The sequence below is a fragment of the Burkholderia arboris genome (assembly GCF_902499125.1).
GTDB lineage: Bacteria > Pseudomonadota > Gammaproteobacteria > Burkholderiales > Burkholderiaceae > Burkholderia > Burkholderia arboris.
The window spans coordinates 21,253-45,543 of the sequence record NZ_CABVPX010000049.1 but is presented as its reverse complement, the minus strand read 5'-3'; the positions used below and the strand labels follow the sequence as shown (position 1 = coordinate 45,543).

The 24,291-nt window shown below is 67.0% G+C and carries 24 protein-coding genes; 9 read left to right on the top strand and 15 right to left on the bottom strand.

From position 1 onward, the window contains the following. The 6 genes from BLA15945_RS35705 to BLA15945_RS35680 form a co-directional block, all read right to left on the bottom strand. Positions 1 to 158 (bottom strand): GntR family transcriptional regulator (locus tag BLA15945_RS35705; protein ID WP_113976574.1); only part of this gene is annotated, 158 nt, incomplete at its 3' end. A gap of 389 nt (positions 159 to 547) precedes the next feature. Next, complete coding sequence (locus BLA15945_RS35700; protein ID WP_059242499.1) at positions 548 to 802, bottom strand: hypothetical protein; 255 nt, start codon at positions 800 to 802, stop codon at positions 548 to 550. Positions 803 to 837: 35 nt separating this feature from the next. Beyond that, positions 838 to 1,293, bottom strand: a complete 456-nt coding sequence (locus BLA15945_RS35695; protein ID WP_174994563.1) for a DUF1269 domain-containing protein — start codon at positions 1,291 to 1,293, stop codon at positions 838 to 840. A gap of 69 nt (positions 1,294 to 1,362) precedes the next feature. Then, complete coding sequence (locus BLA15945_RS35690) at positions 1,363 to 1,560, bottom strand: hypothetical protein (protein ID WP_059241984.1); 198 nt, start codon at positions 1,558 to 1,560, stop codon at positions 1,363 to 1,365. A 54-nt stretch (positions 1,561 to 1,614) separates the two neighbouring features. Continuing rightward, positions 1,615 to 2,064 carry a phosphate-starvation-inducible protein PsiE gene (locus BLA15945_RS35685; protein WP_174994562.1) on the bottom strand — a complete coding sequence of 150 codons (450 nt, stop codon included), beginning with the start codon at positions 2,062 to 2,064 and terminating at the stop codon, positions 1,615 to 1,617. Continuing rightward, entirely contained in the window at positions 2,061 to 2,420 is a 360-nt protein-coding gene (locus tag BLA15945_RS35680) for a helix-turn-helix domain-containing protein (RefSeq protein ID WP_081052126.1), read from the bottom strand. Before BLA15945_RS35680 ends, BLA15945_RS35685 begins: the two co-directional genes overlap by 4 nt. Before the next feature lie 376 nt (positions 2,421 to 2,796). Here BLA15945_RS35680 and BLA15945_RS35675 point away from each other — a divergent pair, with 376 nt between their 5' ends. The 5 genes from BLA15945_RS35675 to BLA15945_RS35655 all read left to right on the top strand — a co-directional run bounded on the left by BLA15945_RS35675 (position 2,797) and on the right by BLA15945_RS35655 (position 10,909). After that, on the top strand, positions 2,797 to 3,864 hold the full coding sequence (locus BLA15945_RS35675) for a Dyp-type peroxidase (protein WP_059241987.1): 1,068 nt from the start codon (positions 2,797 to 2,799) through the stop codon (positions 3,862 to 3,864). Further along, on the top strand, positions 3,857 to 4,672 hold the full coding sequence (locus BLA15945_RS35670) for a family 1 encapsulin nanocompartment shell protein (protein WP_059241989.1): 816 nt from the start codon (positions 3,857 to 3,859) through the stop codon (positions 4,670 to 4,672). The genes BLA15945_RS35675 and BLA15945_RS35670 overlap by 8 nt, the downstream gene beginning before the upstream one ends. A gap of 105 nt (positions 4,673 to 4,777) precedes the next feature. Continuing rightward, on the top strand, positions 4,778 to 5,047 hold the full coding sequence (locus BLA15945_RS35665) for a hypothetical protein (RefSeq protein ID WP_059241991.1): 270 nt from the start codon (positions 4,778 to 4,780) through the stop codon (positions 5,045 to 5,047). A gap of 619 nt (positions 5,048 to 5,666) precedes the next feature. Next, on the top strand, positions 5,667 to 8,504 hold the full coding sequence (locus BLA15945_RS35660; protein ID WP_174994561.1) for an ATP-dependent Clp protease ATP-binding subunit: 2,838 nt from the start codon (positions 5,667 to 5,669) through the stop codon (positions 8,502 to 8,504). 125 nt (positions 8,505 to 8,629) lie between these two features. After that, entirely contained in the window at positions 8,630 to 10,909 is a 2,280-nt protein-coding gene (locus tag BLA15945_RS35655) for an FdhF/YdeP family oxidoreductase (protein ID WP_174994560.1), read from the top strand. 99 nt (positions 10,910 to 11,008) lie between these two features. Here the strand turns inward: BLA15945_RS35655 and BLA15945_RS35650 are convergent, their stop codons facing one another. Further along, the gene (locus BLA15945_RS35650) at positions 11,009 to 12,430 is read right to left on the bottom strand and encodes a purine-cytosine permease family protein (protein WP_174994559.1); all 1,422 of its coding nucleotides are present in this window, start codon (positions 12,428 to 12,430) and stop codon (positions 11,009 to 11,011) included. A gap of 397 nt (positions 12,431 to 12,827) precedes the next feature. Between BLA15945_RS35650 and BLA15945_RS35645 the strand changes: the two genes are divergently transcribed. Then, a complete protein-coding gene (locus BLA15945_RS35645) occupies positions 12,828 to 13,751 on the top strand; it encodes a LysR substrate-binding domain-containing protein (protein WP_059241999.1) in 924 nt (307 codons plus the stop codon). Between the two features lie 54 nt (positions 13,752 to 13,805). Here the strand turns inward: BLA15945_RS35645 and argE are convergent, their stop codons facing one another. From argE to BLA15945_RS35625, 4 genes are all read right to left on the bottom strand, one after another. Further along, a complete protein-coding gene (gene argE / locus BLA15945_RS35640; RefSeq protein WP_174994558.1) occupies positions 13,806 to 14,969 on the bottom strand; it encodes an acetylornithine deacetylase in 1,164 nt (387 codons plus the stop codon). Continuing rightward, positions 14,962 to 15,639 carry a DUF1028 domain-containing protein gene (locus tag BLA15945_RS35635; protein WP_174994557.1) on the bottom strand — a complete coding sequence of 226 codons (678 nt, stop codon included), beginning with the start codon at positions 15,637 to 15,639 and terminating at the stop codon, positions 14,962 to 14,964. Before BLA15945_RS35635 ends, argE begins: the two co-directional genes overlap by 8 nt. Next, positions 15,636 to 16,085 carry a RidA family protein gene (locus BLA15945_RS35630; protein ID WP_059242004.1) on the bottom strand — a complete coding sequence of 150 codons (450 nt, stop codon included), beginning with the start codon at positions 16,083 to 16,085 and terminating at the stop codon, positions 15,636 to 15,638. Before BLA15945_RS35630 ends, BLA15945_RS35635 begins: the two co-directional genes overlap by 4 nt. Before the next feature lie 75 nt (positions 16,086 to 16,160). Further along, positions 16,161 to 17,483, bottom strand: coding sequence for a flavin-containing monooxygenase (locus BLA15945_RS35625; protein ID WP_174994556.1), 1,323 nt, complete (start codon positions 17,481 to 17,483; stop codon positions 16,161 to 16,163). A 319-nt stretch (positions 17,484 to 17,802) separates the two neighbouring features. Here BLA15945_RS35625 and BLA15945_RS35620 point away from each other — a divergent pair, with 319 nt between their 5' ends. Both BLA15945_RS35620 and BLA15945_RS35615 read left to right on the top strand, forming a co-directional pair. Beyond that, complete coding sequence (locus tag BLA15945_RS35620) at positions 17,803 to 18,681, top strand: AraC family transcriptional regulator (protein ID WP_059242009.1); 879 nt, start codon at positions 17,803 to 17,805, stop codon at positions 18,679 to 18,681. A 78-nt stretch (positions 18,682 to 18,759) separates the two neighbouring features. Further along, entirely contained in the window at positions 18,760 to 20,502 is a 1,743-nt protein-coding gene (locus tag BLA15945_RS35615) for a thiamine pyrophosphate-binding protein (RefSeq protein WP_081052127.1), read from the top strand. Between the two features lie 285 nt (positions 20,503 to 20,787). Here the strand turns inward: BLA15945_RS35615 and BLA15945_RS35610 are convergent, their stop codons facing one another. The 4 genes from BLA15945_RS35610 to BLA15945_RS35595 all read right to left on the bottom strand — a co-directional run bounded on the left by BLA15945_RS35610 (position 20,788) and on the right by BLA15945_RS35595 (position 23,127). After that, entirely contained in the window at positions 20,788 to 21,234 is a 447-nt protein-coding gene (locus BLA15945_RS35610) for a hypothetical protein (protein WP_059242011.1), read from the bottom strand. Positions 21,235 to 21,520: 286 nt separating this feature from the next. Then, complete coding sequence (locus BLA15945_RS35605; RefSeq protein WP_233464371.1) at positions 21,521 to 22,126, bottom strand: hypothetical protein; 606 nt, start codon at positions 22,124 to 22,126, stop codon at positions 21,521 to 21,523. A gap of 35 nt (positions 22,127 to 22,161) precedes the next feature. Continuing rightward, entirely contained in the window at positions 22,162 to 22,455 is a 294-nt protein-coding gene (locus tag BLA15945_RS35600) for a RebB family R body protein (RefSeq protein WP_059242014.1), read from the bottom strand. Positions 22,456 to 22,569: 114 nt separating this feature from the next. Further along, positions 22,570 to 23,127, bottom strand: a complete 558-nt coding sequence (locus BLA15945_RS35595) for an RNA polymerase sigma factor (RefSeq protein WP_059242016.1) — start codon at positions 23,125 to 23,127, stop codon at positions 22,570 to 22,572. Between the two features lie 407 nt (positions 23,128 to 23,534). Here BLA15945_RS35595 and BLA15945_RS35590 point away from each other — a divergent pair, with 407 nt between their 5' ends. Next, positions 23,535 to 24,209, top strand: a complete 675-nt coding sequence (locus BLA15945_RS35590; RefSeq protein ID WP_059242017.1) for a Crp/Fnr family transcriptional regulator — start codon at positions 23,535 to 23,537, stop codon at positions 24,207 to 24,209. Positions 24,210 to 24,291: the final 82 nt, after the last annotated feature.

Below are 24,291 nucleotides of genomic sequence, written 5' to 3'. Positions count from 1 at the left end.
CGGCTTTCCAGCAGCAGATACGCATGCAGCACGGTCGTGATGCTGATCCGGTGCTGCTGGCTCGCCTGCCGCACCGAAGGCACACGGTCACCGTGTCGATAAACGCCTTGCCGGATGAGTCTCTCTATGTCGTTTGCAAATTTCTCGTAGAGCTTCATCCGCCTCGCCCCGCCAGCGGTGAACCGGCCTGCGATGCGTGGGCGGCACGGCCGCGCCGGCGCCCGAAGCCGGATAGCCGTGCCCGGGCGCGGGTGTCCCGGTGCGAACCTCGTCCGTTATCGAAATTGAAGGCGGATAGCAATGCGAATCTCATCAAGACAAGGTTCGGCATCCTACTGCGTCATTTCGACGAATGTAAGTGACAGTTTGGCGAGGAAACGTCAAATCCGGCCGGCATGGTGAACAGATTCGAATGCGACGGCGCGGCCCGGCGCGAGCGCGCGGCAGCCGTTCGCCCAGCGCTGCGCAGGCGCACGTGATCGCGCATTGCCGTCGGCGGTCGGCCTGCGGTCGCGCGGGGCCCGGTCATGCGCGGGCCGGTGTGCGCTCAAGCGTCGTCGACGTTGTCCGCGTAATGGTCGATCGCGACCTTGCACTCGTCGAATACCACCGTCAGCAGCGCGACGTCGTTCGACTCGACCCATTTGCGGATCTGCAGGAACTGCCCGGTGCCGAGATCGGCGAGGCGGGCCGGATCGTCGGTCGTCACGTCGACCGTCGCGATCGCGCGATTGCCGTTGCCGGGCAGCGGCGACAGCGTCGCCGCGATGTCGAAGCGACGGTACGATTGATCGATGCGCATGCGGTTCTCCCGAATCGGTTCGAAGAATGACGCGCTCAACCGAGCGCCTGGCGGAAGACCTTGCCGCCGAATCCTGTCACGACGTTGTCGACCGAGAACGGCGTATCCTCCTTCGCCTCGACGATGACTGCGACGCTGCCGGGCGCGAGCCGCGCGGCCACGGCTTCGACGAAGGTGCCGTCGAGCAGCGCATTGCCGGCCGCATCCGCGAGTATGCCGGCGCCCGCGCCGGCCGCCATGCCGGTGACCACGCCGAGCGGCCCGGCGAGCAGGCCGAGCAGGCCGCCCGCGATCGCACCGATCACGCCGCCCTTGAACGGCCGCGATTCGGCCGCGAGCACCGCGAGCTTGCCGGCCGCGTCCTTCTCGACGACGACGCCGTTCTCGATGTGGAATCCTTCATTCTTCTCCGACAGCGCCTCGAAATCGTTCACGGCCCGATGGGCCGTGTCGACGCTGCCGAACACGGCGACGATCAGTTGCTTGGTCATTCGATACCTCGCTCGGTTGGATGGTCCAGTTCAGCCGACGCACCGCATGCGGGCGCGTCGGGATTCGATTCAGACGCCGGTGGCCGCGACGCGTGCGCGAGCGGCATCGGCATAGGCGTGTGCAGCCGCCTGCTGCAGCCCGGCCACCGACGGCGCGCATGCATGCACCGGGTCGGCATCGCGCGCGTCGCGCGCCAGCCGGTAGGCGTCCGACGCCGCCTGCTGCAACGCGATCGCCTGTTTCGTTTCGACGGAATGCGTGTTCATCGGGCACCTTCCTTGCAGCGCCATCGCACATGCATGCGACATGCCGCGCGCCCGTCACCGGCGCGCATGCACATCGTCCTCGACATCGTCGACATCCGCCGGAAAGCGATGCTGGCCGAAACTCAGGATCAGCACGCCGACCGCGAGCAGCACGATCCCGAAGGTGGTCATCAGCATCCGCTCGGGGCTGTCGGTCGCGCCGCGCAGGATCAGGTCGCGCGCGAGCGACGTCATCGCAATGAACAGCGGAAACCGCACGGGCAGCCGGCCGAGCCGCAGGTAGCGCACGTCCATCGCGAGCACTTCCAGATACAGGAACATCAGCAGCAGGTCGGTCAGCGACACCTCGCCCGCGAGCACGACCTTCCACGCTTCCTGCGCCATCGCGAACGCAGTCGCCAGGCCGATCACGATCAGCCCGGCCAGCTCGGCCGCGTGCAGGAAATGACCGAAACGGCGACGGATGCGCTCGGCCGACGAGCAGGAAACGGTAGACGTATTCAAGGCGACAGTCGGTGTGCAGGTGCGTGAGCGGCGCCGGGCGGCGGGAAATCGGGGCAATGCGCCGGGCGATGCGCGGCGCCGCGCGCCTCCGGCGCGGGCGGGCGAGCGGGACCGGTCGCCTGCTCGACCGCGGACAGCGTGCGGCGGCAGCACACATGGAACGCATCGCCCGCGTCGGTGCAGGCGACGTCGTCGTGCTCGCGGCACAGCAGCAGGCGGCAGCCGAGATACCGTTCGAGCGCGTCGATCCGGTCGCTCACCTGCGCCTCGCCGAGCTTCAGTTCGGCCGCGGCGGCGGACAGGCCTCCCTGCTCGACCACCGCGACAAATACTCGCATCGCTTCCAGCAGGTTCATGGTGACGCTCCTCGTCGGCGGCGCAGCGGGACCTAATCTACTGCACGCGGCACGCACGCTCAAGAGCACAGCACCGCAGCCGCCTGGAGTACAGCTGGGCGGGCGCCGCGCAAAATCCGGCCCTGTTTGACGCAATCGAATGACAGATTGACGATACGTGTTCCAAAGACCCGCCGAAGCTGCTAGATTGCATGCTCGACGACGTTACGCGGTGCGGGCAGGTCACGCGCCGGGCGGCCGGCCGCCGCTGCTGCGGCCCGTTGCGCGATGCCCGCGCAACGTCCTTCATCCGCATGTCACAAAGAGAACAGTCGCATGACACAGTTCAACCGAACGCCCTCGCGCGCTGCGGCAACCGCGGCCCGTCCGTCCCGACATGACTGACCGGCAGGCCGCGATGCAGACTCCTCCCCCGCTCTCCCAGGCCGTTCACAGCACGATCACGCGCAGCGCGATCTTCCTCGTGGCGACGATCAATCCCGGCGCCGATCACGCTGACACGATCCGCTCATGGTGCGGCGACATCGCCGCGCTCGTGCGCTCGGTCGGCAAGCGCGTGCCGGGCGGCAACCTCACGTGCGTGTGCGGCTTCGGCGCCGACGCGTGGGATGCGCTGTTCGGCGATCCGCGCCCCGCGTCGCTGCATCCGTTCCGCGAATTCGGCGCCGGCCAGCGCGTCGCGGTCGCGACGCCCGGCGACATCCTGCTGCACATCCGCGCTGAAGCGATGGACCTGTGCTTCGAACTCGCGACGCAACTGCTCGGCGCGCTCGGCGATGCGGTGACCGTCGTCGACGAAGTGCACGGCTTCCGCAATTTCGACCAGCGCGCGATGATCGGCTTCGTCGACGGCACCGAGAACCCGGAAGGCCGCGAGGCGGTCGACTTCACGGTGATCGGCGACGAGGACGCGGAGTTCACGGGCGGCAGCTACGTGATCGTGCAGAAGTACCTGCACGACATGGCCGGCTGGAACGCGCTCGCGGTCGAGACCCAGGAGCGCATCATCGGCCGCACCAAACTGTCCGACATCGAGCTCGCGCCGGACGTGAAGCCGTCGTGCTCGCACAGCTCGCTGACCACGCTCGACGAAGACGGCCAGGAAGTGAAGATCCTGCGCGACAACATGCCGTTCGGGCGCCCGGGCGCCGGCGAATTCGGCACCTATTTCATCGGCTATGCGCGCTCGCCGGCGCCGATCGAGCAGATGCTCGAGAACATGTTCGTCGGCCGCCCGCCCGGCAACTACGACCGCCTGCTCGACTACAGCCGCGCGGTCACCGGCTCGCTGTTCTTCGTGCCGTCGGCCGACCTGCTCGAAGCGCTCGCCGACCGCGCGGCCCCGGCCGCCGACGCCGCGCCACCGGAATCCACGTCGTCCGCGCCGCGGCGCGACGGCTCGCTGAAAATCGGCTCGCTGAAAGGAACCCCGACTTATGAATAACCTGCACCGCGAACTCGCCCCGATCTCGTCGTCCGCCTGGGAACAAATCGAGGAGGAAGTGGCGCGCACCTTCAAACGCTCGGTGGCCGGCCGCCGCGTCGTCGACGTCGATGGCCCCGAAGGCCCCGAACTGTCGGCCGTCGGCACGGGGCACCTGCTGGAGGTCGCCGCGCCGCGCGAGCACGTGAATGCGCGGCTGCGCGAAGTGCGCACGATCGTCGAGCTGACGGTGCCGTTCGAACTGAGCCGCGCGGCGATCGACAGCGTCGAGCGCGGCGCGCGCGACGCCGACTGGCAACCGGCGAAAGAAGCCGCGCAGCGGCTCGCGTTCGCCGAAGACAACGCGATTTTCGACGGCTACCACGCAGCCGGCATCGTCGGCATCCGCGAAGGCACGTCGAACCGCAAACTCACGCTGCCGGCGGACGTCAGCGCCTATCCGGACGCGATCAGCGATGCGCTCGAGGCGCTGCGCCTCGCCGGCGTCGACGGTCCGTACTCGGTCGTACTCGGTTCGGACGCCTACACCGCGCTCAGCGAAGCGCGCGACCAGGGCTATCCGGTCCTCGGCCATATCAAACGCATCGTCAGCGGCGAGATCATCTGGGCGCCGGCGATCAGCGGCGGCTGCGTGCTGTCCATGCGCGGCGGCGATTACGAGCTGCACCTCGGGGAAGACGTCTCGATCGGCTACACGAGCCATAGCGACAAGGCCGTCCGCCTGTACCTGCGCGAAACGTTCACGTTCCTGATGCTGACGAGCGAAGCATCGGTGGCCGTGGCGCCGCAGGGCAATACGGCGGCCTGAACCCGGTTGCCCGCGCGCGGCGCCCGCCCGGGCTTCGCGCGCAACCGGCCACGCCGCCGACTGCAGGTTCGTCGCCGATCCAACCCATCTTGCATGGAGTGTGTCATGAGCGAATCGAATGAGGCATTGCAGGCGCTGCAGGCGTCGGTCGACACCCTGAAGCGGACGGTCGACGCCCACGCGGGCAGCCAGGCTGGCGACACCGCCGTGTTGTTTACCGTCGTCTCGCTGATGCTGGCCGAGTTGCCGCCCGACACGCGCAACCTGATCGAGGATTCGTTCTCCGTCTGGGCCAATGGTCTGCCGAATGCGGCACTCTCGACCGACGTGAAACAGATTGCGCGACAGCGGCTCGCGATGACACTCTCCGACTGATTGCGGTTCTCCACGGTTGCGCCGTTCCGGCTCAACCCGTGCAACCCCTCCTCGCCTTCGGCCACCCCGTACGCCCCGGTTGCGGCGCGCGCGTGGCCGGTCGTGACCCGTTTGCGCACGCGCCTCTCGCGGCATCCGCGCCGCGCCCCGCCTCCCGTATCGCCAACCGTCTGCCGGCGGCCGGCGCCCTGCGCGCCGATGTCGCACCGCGCGCCGTGCGCGCGCCACCCCTCCCCGCGTCCAGCCATCGCATGCTGCACTCGCCGCGCAGGCCCGCGCCGCCGCGCATGCACCCGTCTGTACTCCTTGCCACCGATGCACGCGGCCATGTGAGGGTGCAATTCACGGCCAGCCCGGCAGGGAACTGTGTCTTGGATGGCCTCCGCCGATTCGTTATTTTGAATGCAGTCGAAGCGATGCCGTGGGCTCCTCGCAGCACTCGCGCTTTCCGCCCCGATTGCGACCGTGCGCCACGCCGGCGCGCGCTGCGCCGCTGCACGGGTGCGGCACGCGCGCCGCCGCGCCGCGCGTCGTGTGTGCGCGGTCGGGACGCGCGAGCGCCGCACCGCATCGGGACTTCACCCTTCGACCCACCTTCACCGACAGGAGCCAGACCACCATGCCCGCACTTTGCGATATCTGCCACGCCCGGCCGGCCGTCGCGCGCGCAACCGTGATGCAGGACGGCGAGCGCAAGACGATCTCGATCTGCGATTACCACTTCCGTCAGCTGATGCGGCATCAGAGCATGCTGAACCCGTTCGACTCGCTGCTGGGTGGCGGCTCGTCGTCGCTGTTCGGCGAATCCGGCGACGAATCGCCGCTTGCCGCGGAGATTCCGCGCGAATCGGTCGACCCGACCGACGCGTTCAGCGAACAGACGCTCGAACTGCTGCAGCGCGCGGCCGAGAAGGCGCACGAGCTGCGCCGCAGCGAGCTCGATTCCGAACACCTGCTCTACGCGCTCGCGGACACCGACGTGTGCGCCGCGCTGCTGAAGGAACTGAAGCTGTCGCCGCAGGACATCAAGTCGTACATCGACGCGCATGCGCACACCGGCACGGCCGACCCCGATGCGCCGCTCGACAAGCTGTCGATCTCGCCGCGCGTGAAGAAGGCCGTGCAGTACGCGTTCCAGGCGTCGCGCGATCTCGGCCACTCGTACATCGGCCCCGAGCACCTGCTGATCGGGCTCGCGTCGGTGCCGGACAGCATCGCCGGCACGCTGCTGAAGAAATACGGCGTGACGCCCGAGGCGCTGCGCCAGAAAGTCGTGAAAGTGGTCGGCAAGGGCGCCGAGGACGGCCGCGTCGATGCGCCGACCGGCACGCCGAACCTCGACAAGTTCGGCCGCGACCTCACCGCGATCGCACGCCAGGGCAAGCTCGATCCGGTGCTCGGCCGCGCGCAGGAAATCGAGAGCACGATCGAGGTGCTCGCGCGCCGCAAGAAGAACAACCCGGTGCTGATCGGCGAGCCGGGCGTCGGCAAGACGGCGATCGTCGAAGGGCTCGCGCAGCGGATCGTCAACGGCGACGTGCCCGAGGTGCTGCGCGACAAGCGGCTCGTCGAAGTCAACATCAACTCGATGGTGGCCGGCGCGAAATATCGCGGCGAATTCGAGGAGCGCGCGAAGCAGCTGATCGACGAAGTGACTGCGAAGCAGGACGAACTGATCCTGTTCATCGACGAGCTGCATACGATCGTCGGCGCGGGCCAGGGCGGCGGCGAAGGCGGCCTCGACATCGCGAACGTCCTGAAGCCCGCGCTCGCGCGCGGCGAGCTGAGCCTGATCGGCGCGACGACGCTCAACGAATACCAGAAGTACATCGAGAAGGACGCCGCGCTCGAACGGCGCTTCCAGCCCGTGTTCGTGCCGGAGCCGAGCGTCGAGCAGACGATCGTGATCCTGCGCGGGCTGCGCGACAGCCTCGAGGCGCACCACCAGGTGACGTTCGCCGACGACGCATTCGTCGCCGCCGCCGAGTTCGCCGACCGCTACATCACGTCGCGCTTCCTGCCCGACAAGGCGATCGACCTGATCGACCAGGCTGCCGCACGCGTGCGGATCGGCGCGACGTCGCGCCCGGTCGACATCCAGGAAGGCGAGGCGCAGATCGCGCAGTTGAAGCGCGAGCAGGACTACGCCACGTCGCGCAAGCGCTTCGACCAGGCGAAGCAGTTCGAGGAGCAGATCAACGAGAAGCAGAAAGCCGTCGACGAGATGATGGAGGCGTGGCAGCGCAAGACCGGCTCGGAAACGCTGGAAGTCACCGTCGAATCGGTGGCCGAGGTCGTGTCGCGGCTGACCGGCATCCCGGTCTCCGAACTCACGCAGGAAGAACGCCAGAAGCTGCTGCAAATGGAAGAGCAGCTGCGCGAGCGCGTGGTCGGCCAGAGCGATGCGGTGGTCGCCGTCAGCGATGCCGTGCGGCTGTCGCGCGCGGGGCTCGGCCAGACGCACCGGCCGATCGCGACGTTCCTGTTCCTCGGGCCGACGGGCGTCGGCAAGACCGAGCTCGCGAAGGCGCTCGCGGAGACCGTGTTCGGCGACGAGCAGGCGATCATCCGCATCGACATGTCCGAGTACATGGAGCGGCACGCGGTCGCGCGGCTGATCGGTGCGCCGCCCGGCTACGTCGGCTACGACGAAGGCGGCCAGCTCACCGAGCGCGTGCGGCGGCGTCCGTACAGCGTGATCCTGCTCGACGAGATCGAGAAGGCCCATCCGGACGTCTACAACGTGCTGCTGCAGGTGTTCGACGACGGCCGGCTGACCGACGGCAAGGGTCGCGTGGTCGACTTCAGCAACACGATCATCATCGCGACGAGCAACCTCGGCGCCGCGATCATCATGGACAACCTCACGCAACCCGAAGCCGCGCGCAAGACCGACAAGGCGGTCCGCGAGGAGTTGATGCAGGTGCTGAAGGGGCATTTCCGCCCCGAGTTCCTGAACCGGATCGACGAAGTGATCGTCTTCCACGCGCTGTCGAAGGACAACATCCGCTCGATCGTGCAGATCCAGCTCGACCGCGTGGTGCGTACGGCCGCCGCGCAGGACATCACGCTCGTGATGGGTAGCGCGCTCGTCGATCACCTGACCGAAGTCGGCTACCAGCCGGAGTTCGGTGCGCGCGAGCTGAAACGCCAGATCCGCCAGACCATCGAAACGAAGCTCGCGAAGGAAATCCTCGCCGACCGGCTGAAATCGGGCGACCGGTGCGAAGTCGATTTCGACAAGGACAGCGACGAAGTGAAGTTCACCACACTCGCCGCGCCGGAAGCGAAAGACGCGAAGGACGCGAAGAAGGACGCTGACGGCATGGCGAAGCCGAACGGCAAGGCCGCCAAGGCATCCGGCAACGCGAAAGCGGACGACACGCCCGCCGACACGCCGCCGCCCGCGGCGAAGTCCGGCAAGAAGTCGTCCGGCGCGAAGAAGGACGCGCACTGAGAAAAACACGTGCCCTGCAGCCCGGGGGCACGCATGACCGGCTCCGTCCACCGGACGGAGCCGCCCCACGCCGCGACATGGCGCAACCGAGCCGCCCGCACCGGGCCCGGCTCTTGGAGATTCACATGACAAATCGACGCGAAGTGCCAGGCATCAGGAAGTACGATGGGCCCGCCGGCGGTTGGGGCGCGCTTCGCGCGACAGCCGATGCAGTGCGTACGCAGATGGAAACCATCGAGGCGCCGATCGTGCTGATGCGGACCAACCAGCCCGACGGCTTCGACTGCCCCGGCTGTGCATGGCCCGACAAGGAACACAAGTCGACGTTCCAGTTCTGCGAAAACGGCGCAAAGGCCGTCACGTGGGAAGCGACGACCAAGCGCGTGACGCCCGAATTCTTCGCGGCGAACACCGTGGCCTCGCTGCTGCGCATGTCGGACTACGAACTGGAGAACATGGGCCGGCTCACGCATCCGCTCGTCTACGACCGCGCGAGCGACACGTTTCGCGCGATCGAATGGGACGACGCGTTCGCGCGCATCGGCGAAGTGCTGCGCGCGCTGCCGCCCGAGCAGGTCGAGTTCTACACGTCGGGCCGCGCGTCGAACGAAGCCGCGTACCTGTACCAGCTGTTCGCACGCGAACTCGGCACCAACAACTTCCCCGACTGCTCGAACATGTGCCACGAGCCGACCAGCGTCGGCCTGCCGCAGTCGATCGGCATCGGCAAGGGTACCGTCTCGCTGGAGGATTTCGACCACTGCGAGCTGATCATCTCGATCGGCCACAATCCCGGCACGAACCACCCGCGGATGATGGGCACGCTGCACGAGTGCTCCCGCCGCAACGTGCCGATCATCGTGTTCAATCCGCTGCGCGAGCGTGCGCTCGAGCGCTTCGCCGATCCGCAGGACATGATCGAGATGGCGTCGTTCGGCTCGACGCGAATCGCATCGACGTACTACCAGGTCGACGCGGGCGGCGACGCGGCCGCGCTGAAGGGCATCATGAAGGCGCTGCTGCAGCTCGAAGCCGAGCGCGGCGACGTGCTCGACCGTGACTTCATTGCGCAGCACACCAACGGCTTCGATGCGTTCTCGGCCGACCTCGAAGCCACGTCGTGGGACGACATCGAACGCGCGAGCGGCCTCAGCCAGGCGCAGCTCGAACAGGTCGCGCTCGCGTACGCGAAGTCGAACGCGACCATCATCACGTACGGGATGGGCGTCACGCAGCACAACAAGGGCACCGCGACCGTGCGCCTGATCGCCGACCTGCTGCTGATGCGCGGCAACATCGGCAAGCCCGGCGCCGGCGTATGCCCGCTGCGCGGCCATTCGAACGTGCAGGGCAACCGCACGGTCGGCATCACCGAGAAGCCGTCGGCCGAGTTCCTGAAGAAGATCGAGGACGTATGCGGCTTCACGCCGCCCGCGCATCACGGGCACGACGCCGTGCAGGCGATGCAGGCCATGATCGACGGTACCGCGAAGGCACTGCTGTGCCTCGGCGGCAACTTCGCGGTCGCGCTGCCCGATCCGGAACTGTCGTTCCCGGCAATGGCGAAGCTCGACCTGAGCGTGCATCTCGGCACGAAGCTGAACCGTTCGCACCTGCTGGTCGGCAAGGAAACCTTCATCCTGCCGGTGCTCGGCCGCACCGAGCTCGACATGCAGGCAACCGGCCGCCAGTCGATCACGGTCGAGGATTCGATGTCGATGGTCCATGCGTCGGCCGGCAAGCTCAAGCCGGCGTCCGACCAGTTGCGCTCGGAGCCCGCGATCGTCGCGGGGATCGCGCATGCGACGCTGCCGAACAGCAAGGTCGCATGGCTCGACCTGATCGCCGACTACGACCGCATCCGCGACCTGATCGATCGCACGGTGTCCGGCTTCGAGGCGTTCAACGAGCGCATCCGCACGCCGGGCGGCTTCCGGCTGCCGCTGCCGCCTACCGAGCGCGTGTGGCCGACGGCGACCGGCAAGGCGATGTTCTCGGTCTACAAGGGCGTGAAGGAAGACGCGGACGTGCTCGGTGCCGAGCAGGTGCTGCGGCTGATCACGCTGCGCAGCCACGATCAGTACAACACGACGATCTACGGGCTCGATGATCGTTATCGCGGCGTGTTCGGGCGGCGTGACGTGCTGTTCATGAACACGGCCGATCTCGCGAAGTACGGGCTCGAACACGGCGACCTCGTCGACATCGAGACGATCACTGCATCGGGCCGCACGCTGCGCCTCGAGAAGATCACCGCGATCGAGTACGACATCGCGCCGGGATCGGTCGGTGCCTACTATCCGGAGGCGAACGTGCTCGTCCCGCTCGACTACATCGACAAGGAAAGCGGCACGCCGTCGTACAAGTCGGTGCCGGTGCGCGTCGCGCGCTCGGCGGTCGTCTGATGGACCGGCAGGCGCGCGGTATCGAGTCCGCCGCGCGCCTGCCCGCGCCTGCCATTGGCCGCCGCTGCGCCACAACCCAAGCGGCGGCCTTCCTTTCCTTCAACGCACTGCCGTCGGCGGCAGATGCGCACCGCCTTGCCGGCGCCGATACGCACTGTCGCGCGTCGCGAGCCAGTAGTACAGCGGTGACGTCAGCAGCAAGCCCACGACCCACGACAGGTCCGCGCCGCCCAGATGCGCGGGAATCGGGCCCGCGTACATCGGCGTGTTCATGAACGGAATCTGCACGAGGATGCCGATCGCATACGCGAGCAGCGCCTGCGGATTGAAGCGGCCGTAGATCCCGCCGTCCGCCATGAAGATCGACTGGATGTCGTACTTGCCCTTGTGGATCACGTAGAAGTCGATCAGGTTGATCGCCGTCCACGGCACCAGCACGACGAGCAGCGCGAGCACGAGATCCACGAGGTTGCCGATGAAGTTGGTCGATGCGCCGATCGCCGCGTAGCAGCACGCGACGAAGATCACGACCGACACCACCGCGCGCGCCTTCGCGGTCGGAATCCACTTGTACGCGAACGTCTGCACCGACGTGATCACCGCGAGCACCGCGCCGTACAGGTTCAGCGCGTTGTGGCTGATCACGCTCAGCAGGAACAGCACGAGCATCAGCGGCCCGAGCGGGCCCGTTGCCTGCTTGACCGCGTCCATCGTGTCCGCGCCGGCCGGCACCGCGAGCACCGCGACCGCGCCGAAGATGAACGCGAGCGTCGAGCCGATCGTGCAGCCGAGATAGGTCGCCCAGAACGTCGACGCGACGCCGACATTCTCCGGCAGATAGCGTGAATAGTCCGACACGTACGGCGCGAACGCGATCTGCCACAACGCCGACAGCGACACCGTCGCGAGCCAGCCCGCGAAGTCGAAGCCGCCGCGCGTCAGGAAATCGTCGGTCGCCACGTGCGTGAGGATCATCCAGAAGCCGATCACGATGCCGATGCCGAGCACCCACGTGCCGATGCGGTTCAGGATGTGGATGAAGCGGTAGCCGACGATGCCGATCAACCCGGAACCCACCGCGCCGATCACGATGCCGACGGGCACCGGCACCGACGAGGCGATGCCGTGCACCGACTTGCCGGCCAGCACGATGTTCGACGCGAAGAAGCCGACGTACATCACGGCCGCGATCACCGTGACGAGCAGCGCCCCCCACGAGCCGAACTGCGCGCGGCTCTGGATCATCTGCGGGATGCCCATCTGCGGCCCCTGCGCCGAATGCAATGCCATCAGCACGCCGCCAACCGCCTGGCCGACGACGATCGCGACGATGCCCCACATCAGGTTCAGGTGGAAGATCTGCACGCCGAGCGCGCCGGTCACGATCGGCAGCGGCGCGATGTTGCCGCCGAACCAGAGCGTGAACAGGTCGCGCACCTTGCCGTGGCGCTCCGCGGGCGGCACGTAGCCGATCGTGTGTTTCTCTATCATCGGGGACGCATTGCGTTCCGCGTTCGTCATGGTGATGTCTCCTGTCCTGCGCGGCGATGCGCGCTTGCCGTTTCCGCCGGCGCGCGTCGGGGTGCGCGCCGGCAATCGGGTCCGGATACGCGAGCGACGACGCGCCGCGTGTGCGCGCGGCGGTGTCGACCGAAGCGGCGCATCTGCGGCATGCGGGGACGGATGACATGCCCCGCCAGCGCGTGCGCGGCCGCGTCGTGATCTTCGTGATCCAGGTTGGAGACGATGGTGCGCCACGTGCGGGGTGGCCGGAAAATACTAAAAATATTTCCGCGACATACGAAAAAGCTCTGCAGCGGAAACTCCGGCACCGCGGCTCTTCAGGTAAGGTGCTACGCAAAACCATGGACAGATTGCGCGCAGCGGCGGCAGGCCGGCGTGCGTATCAGAGGTGCTTGTGGCTCACTACACTTTGCGGCAACTGAAATACTTCATCACGACGGTCGAATCCGGCAGCGTCGCCGAGGCCTCGCGTCAGCTCTTCATCGCGCAGCCGTCGATCTCGAGCGCGATCAAGGGACTGGAGGAAAGCTTCGGCGTGAAGCTGTTCATCCGCCATCATGCGCAGGGCGTGTCACTCACGCCGAGCGGCACGCGCTTCTACCGGAAAGCGCAGGAGCTGCTGCGCATCGCGCACGAATTCGAACAGAACGCACTCGCCGACAACGACGTGATCACCGGGCAGATCGACATCGGCTGCTTCGAGACGGTCGCGCCGCTCTATCTGCCGCAACTGATCGCGGGCTTTCGCGAGCGCTACCCGGGCGTGAACATCCGGCTGCGCGACGGCGACCAGCAGGAGCTGGTGCAGGGCCTGACGTCAGGCACGTTCGATCTCGCGCTGATGTACGACCACGATCTCGACGGCACGATCGAGACCGAGCCGCTGATGCCGCCGCAGCAGCCGTACGTGCTGCTGCCGGAAAACCACCGGTTTGCAGGCCAGTCGCACGTTTCGTTGCGCGACCTCTGTGTGGAGCCGATGATCCTGCTGGACGTGCAGCCGAGCCGCACCTACTTCGTCAGCCTGTTTCATGAACTCGGGCTCACGCCGAACATCGTGTTCGGCTCGCCTTCGATCGAGATGGTGCGCGGAATGGTCGGTCAGGGATTCGGCTTTTCGCTGCTCGTCACGCGCCCGCATTCCGAATACACGTACGACGGCCAGCGTGTCGTGACGATCGGCCTCAGTGAAACGGTGAGCCCGTCCGGGCTCGTGAGCGCACGGCTGAAGCGCGGCCAGCTCACGAAGCAGGCGCAGTCGTTCGTCGATTTCTGCCGCGAGCGGCTCGCGCAGATCGTCGCGGAATCGGCGCGATAGGAAGAAGTAACACGCACGCGCCGCAGGAAGCGGTGCATGCGTGTCGGCAGCAGGTCAGGCCGCCGCTGAAAGATGCGCGGCCAGGCGGCCCAGCATCGCGTCGCATCCGTGCAGTTGCTCGAGCGTGACGAACTCGTCGGGCTTGTGGCCCTGGTCCATGCTGCCGGGCCCGCACACCACGGCCGGAATGCCGGCCTGCCCGAACAGCCCGCCCTCGGTGCCGAACGCCACCGTGCCGAACGCACTGGAACCGCTCAGCAGCGCGAGCAGGCGCGCGGCTTCGCTGTCCGGCGCAGTGGCCAGCCCCGGATACGCGCCCAGCGGCTGCAATCGAATGTCGGTATCGCTCTGCACCGCACGCATTCTCGGCAACAGTTCGGATTCCGCATAGTCCTGCAGCTTCCTCGGCACCTCGTGCGCATCGAAATCCGGCAGCGCACGCACCTCGAAATCGAACTCGCATTCGGCCGGTACGATGTTCAGCGCACGGCCGCCCTTGATCAGCCCCGTCTGCACGGTCGAGAACGGCGGATCGAAACGGCCGTCGTGCCGCTCGGGTCGCGCGAGCGCCGCACCGATCTCGCCGAGCCGGCCGATCAGCTTCGCCGCATAGTCGATCGCGTTGACACCCGACGGCGCGTACGCCGAGTGGCACGCGGCGCCCTTCACGTGGCAACGCATCGCAAGCTTGCCCTTGTGACCGAGCACCGGCTTCAGTTCGGTCGGCTCGCCGATCAGGCACAGCCGCGGCCGATGCTCGCGCGCGGCCAGGTGTTCGAGCATCGGCCGCACGCCGAGGCAACCGACCTCCTCGTCGTACGAGAACGCCAGATGCACGGGCACATTCAGCGGCCGGGCAACGAACGCCGGAACCGCCGCGAGCACCGACGCGATGAAACCCTTCATGTCGGCCGTGCCGCGGCCGTACAGGCGGCCGTCGCGCTCGGTCAGCCGGAACGGCTCGACCGTCCACGCCTGCCCGTCAACCGGCACCACGTCCGTATGGCCCGACAGCGCGATGCCGCCGCGATCGCGCGGCCCGATCGTCGCGTACAGGCTCGCCTTCGTGCGTTCCGCGTTGTAGAACAGTTCGCTTTCCACGCCGAAGCCCGCCAGATAGTCGCGGATGAAGCCGATCATCTCGAGGTTCGACTCGCGGCTGACCGTCGCGAAACCGATCAGCCGCTCGAGCAGCGCGCGGCTCGACATATCACTCATCGCCCGGCACCCCGTAGCTCGGCGCGGCGGTCGGGTTCAGCGCGCGCGTCTGGTAATCCTGCATCTGCGGCCGATACGCACGCCACAGCGCATCGAGCTGCCCGAGCGGATCGGTATCGGCCCAGTCGACGCGCAAATCGACGATCGGCCAGGTCACGTCGCCGGCCACCTTGAGCGCGGCCGAATGCACCGGCCCGGCCTCGCCGCCGGCCGCCATCGCCGCGTGCATCGCCGCCAGCAGCCGGTCGGCGAGCAGGCCGGGCGCCTGTTCGAACGCCTGCACCATCGCGTCGATCACGGCCGGCGCGGCCAGCAGGTTGCCGGCCGCCATGCATTGCTCGCCCTGCACCGCGTGATGCGTGCCGAGCGCTTCCTTGCCGGTGAAGCACGCCGTGTGCCCCTGCCCGTCGATCACCGTGACCTGCCGGTACTGGCTCCAGCCGTTCGCGCTCAACGCGCGGTCGAGCGCCGCGGCGGGCGCAAGCTGGTCGTGTTCGATCAGGTCGAGGATCTGCGGGCCGAGCGCCGGCAGCGTGATGTTCTGCGTCGCGACGGCGCCGACGCCCGCGCGCACCCACGGGCAGCGCGCGCCGACCGCGATGCTCGACGAGCTGATCGCGATCCCGAGCTGGCCGGTCTCCGGGCAACGCCCGACGATGGAGAAAGTCATGTCGCCTCCTGGGCACGGTGCGGCTGCCAGTTGTCCGGGATCACCGCGATCACATCGATCTCCATCAGCCACTGCGGCTGACCGAGCGCGGACACGACGAGCCCCGTCGAGATCGGATACACGCCCTTCAGCCACTTGCCGACTTCCTGGTACACGGGCTCGCGATAACGCGGATCGATCAGGTAGGTCGTCGTCTTCACGATGTGCGTGATGTCGCTGCCGGCTTCCTCGAGCAACTGCCTGACGTTCTTCATCGCCTGCTCGGCCTGCGCGCGCGGATCGCCGAGGCCGATCAGGTTGCCGTCGAAATCGGTGCCGACCTGGCCGCGCACGTAGACGGTGTTACCGGCCCGCACGGCCTGGCACAGGTCGTTGTCGAGCGTCTGGTTCGGGTAGGTATCCTTGGTGTTGAACATGCGGATACGCGTATGGGTAGGCTGGCTCATCGAAGTCCTTCGAGTGTCGGGGTGTTCGCCCGCCACGCCGACAGCGGTCGCGGCGCGGCGGGTCGTATCAGGGGGTCAGTTCGCCGCTTCGGCGAGCGGACGCGCGTCGGCCGGTGCCGGCTGCGCGGCCGCGCGGTACTGCGACGCGTCGTGGTACGCGAGGTATTTGCGCTGCGTGACGATGTGATCGGCGATGTGCTTCGCGTCGTGCCACACGCCCCAGATGAAGCTGGAGCCGCGCCGCGACAGCCACGGCAGCCCGAGGAAATAGATGCCGGGCTCCTTCGACACGCCGCGCTGGTGCTGCGGCTTGCCGGTCGGCGCGAACGCGTCGACGTCCAGCCAGCCGTAGTCGACCGCGTATCCCGTCGCCCAGACGATCGACGTGACGCCGGCACCGGCGAGGTCGAGCGCGAGGATCGGATGTGCGACGCATTCGGGGTTCGGCAGGATGCGGCGTGCCTCCGGCTCCTCCGGCAGGTCGAGGCCGTTGCGTGCCGCGTAGGCGTCGGCCGCGTCGAGCAGCGACAGGTAGTTCTCGTCGCCGCGGGCGAGATTGACCGCGAGATCGCGTTCGAACACGGCCACGCCGCCGTCGAACGACTTCGTCAGCCCGACGAGCGTCACGCCCTGGTTCGCGAGCGCGCGAAAATCGACCGTGTGGCCGCCGCGCGCGCCGCTCACCGCAATCGTCACGTGTTCGCGGCCGGGCGTCGCGATTTCCTTGTCCCATTCGCCGAGCACGCCGAGCCACCAGCAGAAGTCGCGGCCGCGATACGCGCGCGGCGGGCGATCGTGCGGCCCGACCGACAGATAGACCTGGCGGCCCGCGCGCTGCAGCTCGTCGGCGATCTGCACGCCCGACGAACCGGCGCCGACCACCAGCACCGCGCCTTCCGGAAGCTGGCCCGGATTGCGATAGTCGGCGGAATGGAGCTGCACGAGGCGCGCGTCGGCCGGTGCGATCGGCGGAATGACCGGGCGCTGGAACGGCCCTGTCGCGACGACCACGCGATTCGCCTCGATCGTGCCGTCGGAGGTTTCCACGACGAAGCCCGGCTTGCCCGTGTTGCGCACGACGCGCTTCACTTCGACCCCCGTGCGGATCGGCGCGTTGAATTTGCGCGCATACGCTTCGAAGTAGTCCGCGACCTGGTCTTTCGACGCGAACGCATCGGGATCGAGGCCGTCGAATTCGAGCCCCGGGAAACGGTCGTGCCATGCCGGGCCGTTCGCGACCAGCGAATCCCAGCGCCCGGTGCGCCAGCGTTCGGCGATGCGGCTGCGCTCCAGCACGAGATGAGGCACGCCCAGCTTGCCCAGGTGTTCGCTCATGGCCACGCCGGCCTGCCCGGCGCCAACGACGAGCGTATCGATTGAGGTTGTTTCGACTGCCACGGCTGTCTCCTTCTGAAGTGCGGCTCATGCGACGCTCGTGCAGTCGCGTGAGTTGGAATGGAGACATTCTGCTGACAGGCCGCCCGGCGCGAAATGATGTTTTTTGTTGGTGTTGACGAGAAAAATGCTGGGGGCGAGCCGTGGTCGTGCGGGCAGCGCTGCGGCCCCGGTCCCGGGATACCGGGCGCCTCGTCGGCACAATCGTCGGCGCACCCATGCCGACAAGGCCGAGACGGATTGCCGGCGAAACGCGTCGGCGAAGATTTCGTTTTGACGCTATTCTGCGGTTCGAACAGGGATGACCGTGCCCGAGTGACCTATGTCTGCAATCGACTCCGACGATATCGAGCAACACGCGCGTCAGGCGAACGGCCCGGCGACGCGCCGGAATGACGCGCGCGTCTGGCGCTCGACGCTGATCCCAGGCGGAGAGATGGTCACGGCCCGGTTCACCGACCATGTCTATGCGCCTCACTGGCACGACGCGTACACCATCTCGGTCATCGAGCGGGGAGCTGAGCGTTACGACTACCGCGGTACGCGGTTCGTCGCCGACGCCGGGTCCCTGCCGATCATCAATCCCGGCGAAATCCATACGGGCTCGAGCGCGGCCGACGCGGGCTGGCAGTGCCGCACGTTCTATTTGCCGGTCGATTTCGTGCAGGGCGTGGCCGAAGAGGCCGGGTCGTCCCGTCACGATACGCCCTGGTTCGACTCGGACATCATCAAGGATGCCGACCTGGTCGGCCGCGCGCTGCGCGCGCACCGCGTGCTCGAGACCGGCACCGACATGCTTGCCGTGGAGTACGCGCTGCTCGATGCCGTTTCCACGCTGCTGAAGCGCTACGGGCGGATGCGTCCGCCTTCCCGGCCAATGAGCATCGATCGCATGCGTGTCGAGCGCATGAAAGCGCGCATGCTCGACGAGCTGACCGCGTCGCTCGATCTGGCCGAACTGGCCAATGTCGTCGGGTTGTCGAAATTCCATGCGGCGCGCATCTTCTCGCGCGAAGTCGGCATGGCGCCGCACGCGTGGCGCAATCAGGTTCGGCTGGCCCGCGCGTGCGATGCGCTTCGTGCCGGCATGCCCGCAACGGACGTGGCCGCGACGTTCGGCTTCGCGGACCAGAGCCACTTCAACCGTCACTTCAAGAAAGCCAACGGCGTCGCGCCGAGTCGCTGGCGGGCCACCCGGTAAAAAAACGCGCAAACCACAAGAACGTTCAAGCGCGCGCGCCGCACCGCGTCCTATCCTCGCCCTCAATGGGAGGAAGACATGAACGCAGATCAACGACGCAGCCCCGTGACGATCGGGGAAGCAGAAGCCGCTACGGGTTTCGTGGCCCTCGACGACATCCGGCCGCGACGCGGCGCGGAGGTGCTGGTCGAGGTGCTGAGAAGCGAAGGGGTACGCTACGTTTTCGGCAATCCCGGCACGACCGAGCTGTCATTCATCGATGCCCTGGCCGACGCCCCCGACCTGTCGTATGTGCTGGGCTTGCAGGAGGCCGCGGTCGTTGCGATGGCGGACGGCTATGCCCAGGCTTCCGGCCGGCCCGGCTTTACGAACCTGCATACGGTAGGCGGCCTCGGCCACGCGATGGGCGCCCTTCTGAATGCGAAGGCGGCCAGAACGCCGCTGGTCGTCACGGCCGGCCAGCAGGATACCCGTCATGCCCACACCGATCCGCTGTTGTACGGCGATTCGCTGGGCGTCGCCCGTCCGGCGGTCAAATGGGCACGGGAAGTCGCGCACCCTGACGAAATCGGCGTGCTCGTGCGGCGGGCCTTCAACGACAGCGCGGCCGCGCCGTCCGGGCCGGTGTTCCTGTCGCTGCCGATGGACGTGATGGAGCGCACCACGTCCGTGCCTGTCGCGCGTCGATCGGCGATCGACCGCACCGCGATTCCGTCGGCGCTGCCCGATCTCGCGAAGGCATTGGCATCGATCCGCCCCGGACGCCTCGCGATGGTGGTCGGCGACGAAGTGTTCGCGGCCGGCGCCAGCGCGGAAGCCGTGGCCATCGCCGAAACGCTGGGCGCGCCGGTATTCGGTCCGTCCTGGCCGGCCCACCTGCCGTTTCCGACGTCGCATGCGTTGTGGTGCGGCAACCTGCCCATGACGGTCGCCGACATGCATGAAACGCTTCGCGCCTTCGACGCTGTCTTCGTGCTGGGCGGCCACTTCAGCATCACGATCCTCTACTCCGTCGGCCCGGCCGTTCCGTCGAGTTGCAGGCTCTATCAGCTCGCAAGCGACCCGCAAGACCTGGGCCGGATTCATGCAACCGCACTGGGCTGCGTCGGCGCCCTTCGCCCCTCCCTTCAGGCACTCCTGCCGATGCTGCGCGACGCGTCGCAGCATCGGCGCGCTGAAATCGACGCGTTGCGCGCTGACGCGCAGCACGATCGCGCACGACAGCGCGCCCGCCTCGACGAACAGGTCGCGTCCGGGTTGAACGCCGCCATGACGACGCCACTCGTCGCCGCGCACGAGGTCGCGCGGGCGCTGGGCCCGACGACGCCGCTCGTCGATGAGTCGCCGGCGACGATGCCGCTGATTCGCCGCGCGCTCCACACCAGCGGTACCCGGCAGTACTACGGTACCCGGGGCGCCATCCTCGGATGGGGCATGGGCGCGGCGGTCGGCATCTCGCTGGGGCTCGGGCGGGAACCCGTCGTCGCAATCGTCGGCGACGGCTCCGCCCTCTACGCGCCGCAAGCGTTGTGGACCGCGGCGCATGAAGGTCTTCCGGTCACGTTTGTCGTGGTGAACAATCAGGAGTACAACATCCTGAAGAAGTACATGAAGTCGCAGCAGCATTTCGTCAGTGCTCACACCGATCGCTTCGCCGGCATGGACCTCAAGGATCCGCCCATCGACTTCCTGGCACTGGCAAAGTCCTGGGGGCTCGCGGCCCGTCGCGTGGCGCGTGCTGCGGACATCGCGGCCGCGGTCGAGTGCGGGATCGCATCGGGACAGCCAAACCTGATCGAGATTCCGGTCGGCGTGACGTAAGCGGCCTCGCGTGGCCAGGGGCCGAATGGCCTCTTCGGGTTCAGGCCGCACCGACGCCGGCAATCGTCCACACGCGGCGATTCCGGGCACCGATACGATCCGCAGCCATTTCGCTCGGCATCGGCGTGGTCAGGTTCGTGCGCGCGCTCGGAACAGTTCAACACATGCGCGTCCGTGTCGACCAATGGATTTTCCGACGCAATCGCGCGGATAAGCGAACCATCGAACGGTATTTCACCGGCACCCGCACGCATGGCAGGCGCCGGTTTCAACGATTCACGCCGGCTACACGTTGGCCCATGCATCGGTGCCCTTCTGATACTGCATCACGCCACCGTGAATCCGCACCCGCAGGTTGCCGTCCGGCACCTTCACCCATTCAGTCATGTCGAGGCTCATCATCAGCCCGGCGAAGAAATCCTGCAGCTCCTGCGACTCGCTGCCCTGCCAGAGATCGATCCGCCCGAGGCACGCACGCATGTCACCACTCTGCTGCATGATCGTCTCGACCTGTCCGGCGACATCCGCCGCCGAATCGTAGACCTTCGTGCCGTCGGCGCTGACGATCGACAGATGGATCGCGCGCACCAGCGTTGGCTGGCCCGGCGTCTGCTCGACGAGCGCGATGCAACTCGTCATCGCGCCGAAATCGATTTCCGTCGCATCTCCCCAGGCGCGCTCGCCAACCAGCAGCGGCGCGGGACCTTTTACGTCGTGAATGATGTAGGACATGGGTTCCTCACAAGATTGGACAGGACTGCCGGTAGCGGGCCGCGACGTGTCCGGGAAAATGGACGTGCGCCGGTCCCGCCGTTCACATCCCGCATCGGGCCTGACGGCCCGGCGGGTCGTGTCGATTGATGCTTCGTCGCTGTACGCACGGCAGGCAATCGCCCGGTGTTCACGCGGCACGATTCCCCGCGACGTTCGTCATCGACGCAACCACCACTGCCGCGCGGACGATTGCGCGCGCATCGATTCAATGCAGATCGCTTCGCACCGCGCCGCCGACGCTGCCCTACGCGCCCTTCTTGTCCAGCAGCGCCTGATACTTCTGCAGGCTCTCGTCGATCTTCTCGAGCGCGACGCTCGCGGCCTCGCCTTCGATCGCCTCCGCGGCCCCCGCGACGATCGCCGCGGTCGCGACGAACAGGTCCGTCAGCAGCAGGCCCACCGCATCCATCGCCATCCCGGGCACGTTCTCGTCGACGGTCTTCTGCGCCAGATCCTTCATCAGCACGCTCTTGCCCGCGATCGCCAGCGACGTCGTCGCCTCGAAGTAGTTGGCCGCCGCCTGCGCGACCATGCCGCCCGCCTGCGTGATCATCATGTTCGGGCCGACGGCGATCTGCGTCGTCGCGTAGGACGCGGCCTCCGCGTTGATCGCCTGCACCGTCTGCAGCGCCGGGTCGCCGGGCCCGGTCGCAACCGCGATCTGGTTCGGCGCCTTCAGCGTATCGGTCAGCCTGCGCAGCCGGTTGACCGGCCACGCGCGCGCGCCGCCCGCCGATGCCGCGGGGGGCGGCACGGCATCGGCCGGCGTCGTTGCTTCGGCGGCGACATCGGCTTGCTCGTCCGGCGTCCGCGTTGCCCCGTCGCCGCGCCCGCCCAAAAGACCTTTCATGTTCATGATTCAGGTATCCCGAAAGTCATCGCGTCCTAATGCGTGGAACCCGTCTTCGGCCCGCCCGTCACGGGCTGCGACGCGCCGCCCGATGCCCCCTTCGGCGACGCCTCGACGGACAGGATCATGGCCACCGCCTTCGACACGACGGCGTTCGAAATCTGGTTCAGCGCTGCCTGCTGCTGCGTCATGTTCTGCGCCGAGATGCCGACGGCCTGGCTGAACATCTGGTAAAGCGTGCCCAGCGCCTGGGCCGGCGATCCCGCGACGACGCTGACGTTGGTCTGCGTCAGCGCGTCGGTAATCTGCTCATTGACTTTGTCTGCCACGAGGCCTCCTCGGATCTCGGCTCCGGCATGCGATTGAAGGAACGGGCGGGCCGGCAGGCCAGCGACGCCGCGCATGCCATTAGGAACGCTGCGTGAGTGCGTTCGTGAACCCGCTCACGCGAGTTCCTCGCGCAACTTCTTGCGCAGCAGTTCGACACGCTTCCTGGCAAGCGGCTCGTTGATACCGAGCGTCGCCGCGATGTGCAGATAGGGACGGTCTTCCTCGAATTTCAGCGTGAACAGCATCTGCTGTTGCGCAGGGAGCGTGGACAGCGCCTGCTCGAGACGCAGCAGTTGCTGCCGGAGCAGTAGTTGCTGCTCCACCGACGGCGCGTGGCCGGCCAGCTCGACGGTGTGATCATCGTCCCAGCCCGGGTCGAATTCGAGCATGCCGCTTTCGCGGAGACGGCGGCGCGCGCCATCGAGGAACGCGTGATTCAACGCCAGGAAGAGAAAGCCGGACAGGTTCCTGACGCGCTCGGGCGAGCGCTGCAGGTAGATGTGGACCTTGAGTGCGGTATCGGAAAGCAGTTCGTCGGCACGGTGAATATCACCCTTGCACAACAGGCGCGCGCGGCGCCGCAACTTCCCCTGCATTTCCCGCCACGTGCGATCGAGCTGCTGCGCCGGAGACTCGGGCGTCGAGGCAGCGTGCTGGTTCGAGGTTGTCATCCCGTGCCTTCCTTTTTTATGGAAAACACAGAATCGATTCGATGCCGAGAGCGGCGCTGTTACCCGCGTAACACCGTTATAACGATAATCGGTTTCGGTAAATTTTCTTGATTATTATGAACGAAAACTTTAATCACCCGGCTTAGCCCGATCCGTCGTTTCACGTGCGTTGCCGGGCCTGAATAACGGCATTGCGATGAAAAACAACGACTGCCGCCGCGATACATCCGTGCGCCGGCATGCTGCTACCCATGTCGATGAGCCAGGCGCCCTTGCCGCCAGCATGGCAACCTGCCGGGCCTGCTTGCCGATTATCACGATATTTCCATTATTCAATTTTCACGTAATGCCAAAGGCAGCGTTTTTCGCTAGGTGGCTGCATCGTCAAACAACCTCGCGCGGAAAACATGCCTGCCCTTGCTAATGCTCCAACGCTACGCAATATACCGATACTGACCGATCTCCCGGAAAGCCTGCTCGCGCACATCGAACGCCATGCCACACCCTGGCCCGAACACGGCAATCGCCTGCTGTTCTTCAAGGGCGATCCGGGCGATTTCGTTGCGTTCGTGCACCGTGGCCGCGTCTACAGGACGCTGCACGAACCCGGCGGACGCGAGATCATCCTCGGCCACTCGATGCCGGGCGACCTCATCGGCGAAAACACGCTGATTCGCGCACACCGGCGCAGCTTCACCGCCCAGTTGAGCCCCGACTGCCGCATTTCGCTGCTGCATCGCCAGTACTTCGCACCACTGCTGGCCGATGCCGAATTCATGGGACGCATCCACGAGCAGCTGTGCCGGCACATCCACCAGCTGAGCGATTTCGTCGAGTCGGCGTGCCTTTACCGGCTCGACGCAAGGCTCGCGCGCCATCTGCTGAACCGCATGCAAGGAAACGATCTCGAGGTGCCGCTGCCGGAGAACCAGAGCATCCTCGCCGCGATGCTCAACGTCAGCCGGCCGCGACTGAACAGCAGCCTGCAGAAGATGCAGCGCGAGGGCCTGATCCGGCTACACGAGCACGGTGTGACGATCGAGAAACCGGAGCAGCTCCGGTACATCGTCGACGCCAATTGACGCGCCGGCAAACACGGCGTCGTGCCGCGGCGCGCGGAGGTGACGCGCGCCGGGTGCGCGGAGGTGACGCGCGCCGGGTGCG

What these genes read in the sequence shown, in the direction of transcription:
- BLA15945_RS35630 (WP_059242004.1), bottom strand. Translation starts at nt 16,085, where the DNA reads ATGAGCCAGCCTACCCATACGCGTATCCGCATGTTCAACACCAAGGAT.
- BLA15945_RS35675 (WP_059241987.1), top strand. Translation starts at nt 2,797, where the DNA reads ATGACTGACCGGCAGGCCGCGATGCAGACTCCTCCCCCGCTCTCCCAG.
- BLA15945_RS35655 (WP_174994560.1), top strand. Translation starts at nt 8,630, where the DNA reads ATGACAAATCGACGCGAAGTGCCAGGCATCAGGAAGTACGATGGGCCC.
- BLA15945_RS35610 (WP_059242011.1), bottom strand. Translation starts at nt 21,234, where the DNA reads ATGTCCTACATCATTCACGACGTAAAAGGTCCCGCGCCGCTGCTGGTT.
- BLA15945_RS35700 (WP_059242499.1), bottom strand. Translation starts at nt 802, where the DNA reads ATGCGCATCGATCAATCGTACCGTCGCTTCGACATCGCGGCGACGCTG.
- BLA15945_RS35660 (WP_174994561.1), top strand. Translation starts at nt 5,667, where the DNA reads ATGCCCGCACTTTGCGATATCTGCCACGCCCGGCCGGCCGTCGCGCGC.
- BLA15945_RS35665 (WP_059241991.1), top strand. Translation starts at nt 4,778, where the DNA reads ATGAGCGAATCGAATGAGGCATTGCAGGCGCTGCAGGCGTCGGTCGAC.
- BLA15945_RS35680 (WP_081052126.1), bottom strand. Translation starts at nt 2,420, where the DNA reads ATGAACCTGCTGGAAGCGATGCGAGTATTTGTCGCGGTGGTCGAGCAG.
- BLA15945_RS35605 (WP_233464371.1), bottom strand. Translation starts at nt 22,126, where the DNA reads ATGAAAGGTCTTTTGGGCGGGCGCGGCGACGGGGCAACGCGGACGCCG.
- argE (WP_174994558.1), bottom strand. Translation starts at nt 14,969, where the DNA reads ATGAGTGATATGTCGAGCCGCGCGCTGCTCGAGCGGCTGATCGGTTTC.
- BLA15945_RS35635 (WP_174994557.1), bottom strand. Translation starts at nt 15,639, where the DNA reads ATGACTTTCTCCATCGTCGGGCGTTGCCCGGAGACCGGCCAGCTCGGG.
- BLA15945_RS35695 (WP_174994563.1), bottom strand. Translation starts at nt 1,293, where the DNA reads ATGACCAAGCAACTGATCGTCGCCGTGTTCGGCAGCGTCGACACGGCC.
- BLA15945_RS35615 (WP_081052127.1), top strand. Translation starts at nt 18,760, where the DNA reads ATGAACGCAGATCAACGACGCAGCCCCGTGACGATCGGGGAAGCAGAA.
- BLA15945_RS35690 (WP_059241984.1), bottom strand. Translation starts at nt 1,560, where the DNA reads ATGAACACGCATTCCGTCGAAACGAAACAGGCGATCGCGTTGCAGCAG.
- BLA15945_RS35620 (WP_059242009.1), top strand. Translation starts at nt 17,803, where the DNA reads ATGTCTGCAATCGACTCCGACGATATCGAGCAACACGCGCGTCAGGCG.
- BLA15945_RS35590 (WP_059242017.1), top strand. Translation starts at nt 23,535, where the DNA reads ATGCCTGCCCTTGCTAATGCTCCAACGCTACGCAATATACCGATACTG.
- BLA15945_RS35650 (WP_174994559.1), bottom strand. Translation starts at nt 12,430, where the DNA reads ATGACGAACGCGGAACGCAATGCGTCCCCGATGATAGAGAAACACACG.
- BLA15945_RS35670 (WP_059241989.1), top strand. Translation starts at nt 3,857, where the DNA reads ATGAATAACCTGCACCGCGAACTCGCCCCGATCTCGTCGTCCGCCTGG.
- BLA15945_RS35595 (WP_059242016.1), bottom strand. Translation starts at nt 23,127, where the DNA reads ATGACAACCTCGAACCAGCACGCTGCCTCGACGCCCGAGTCTCCGGCG.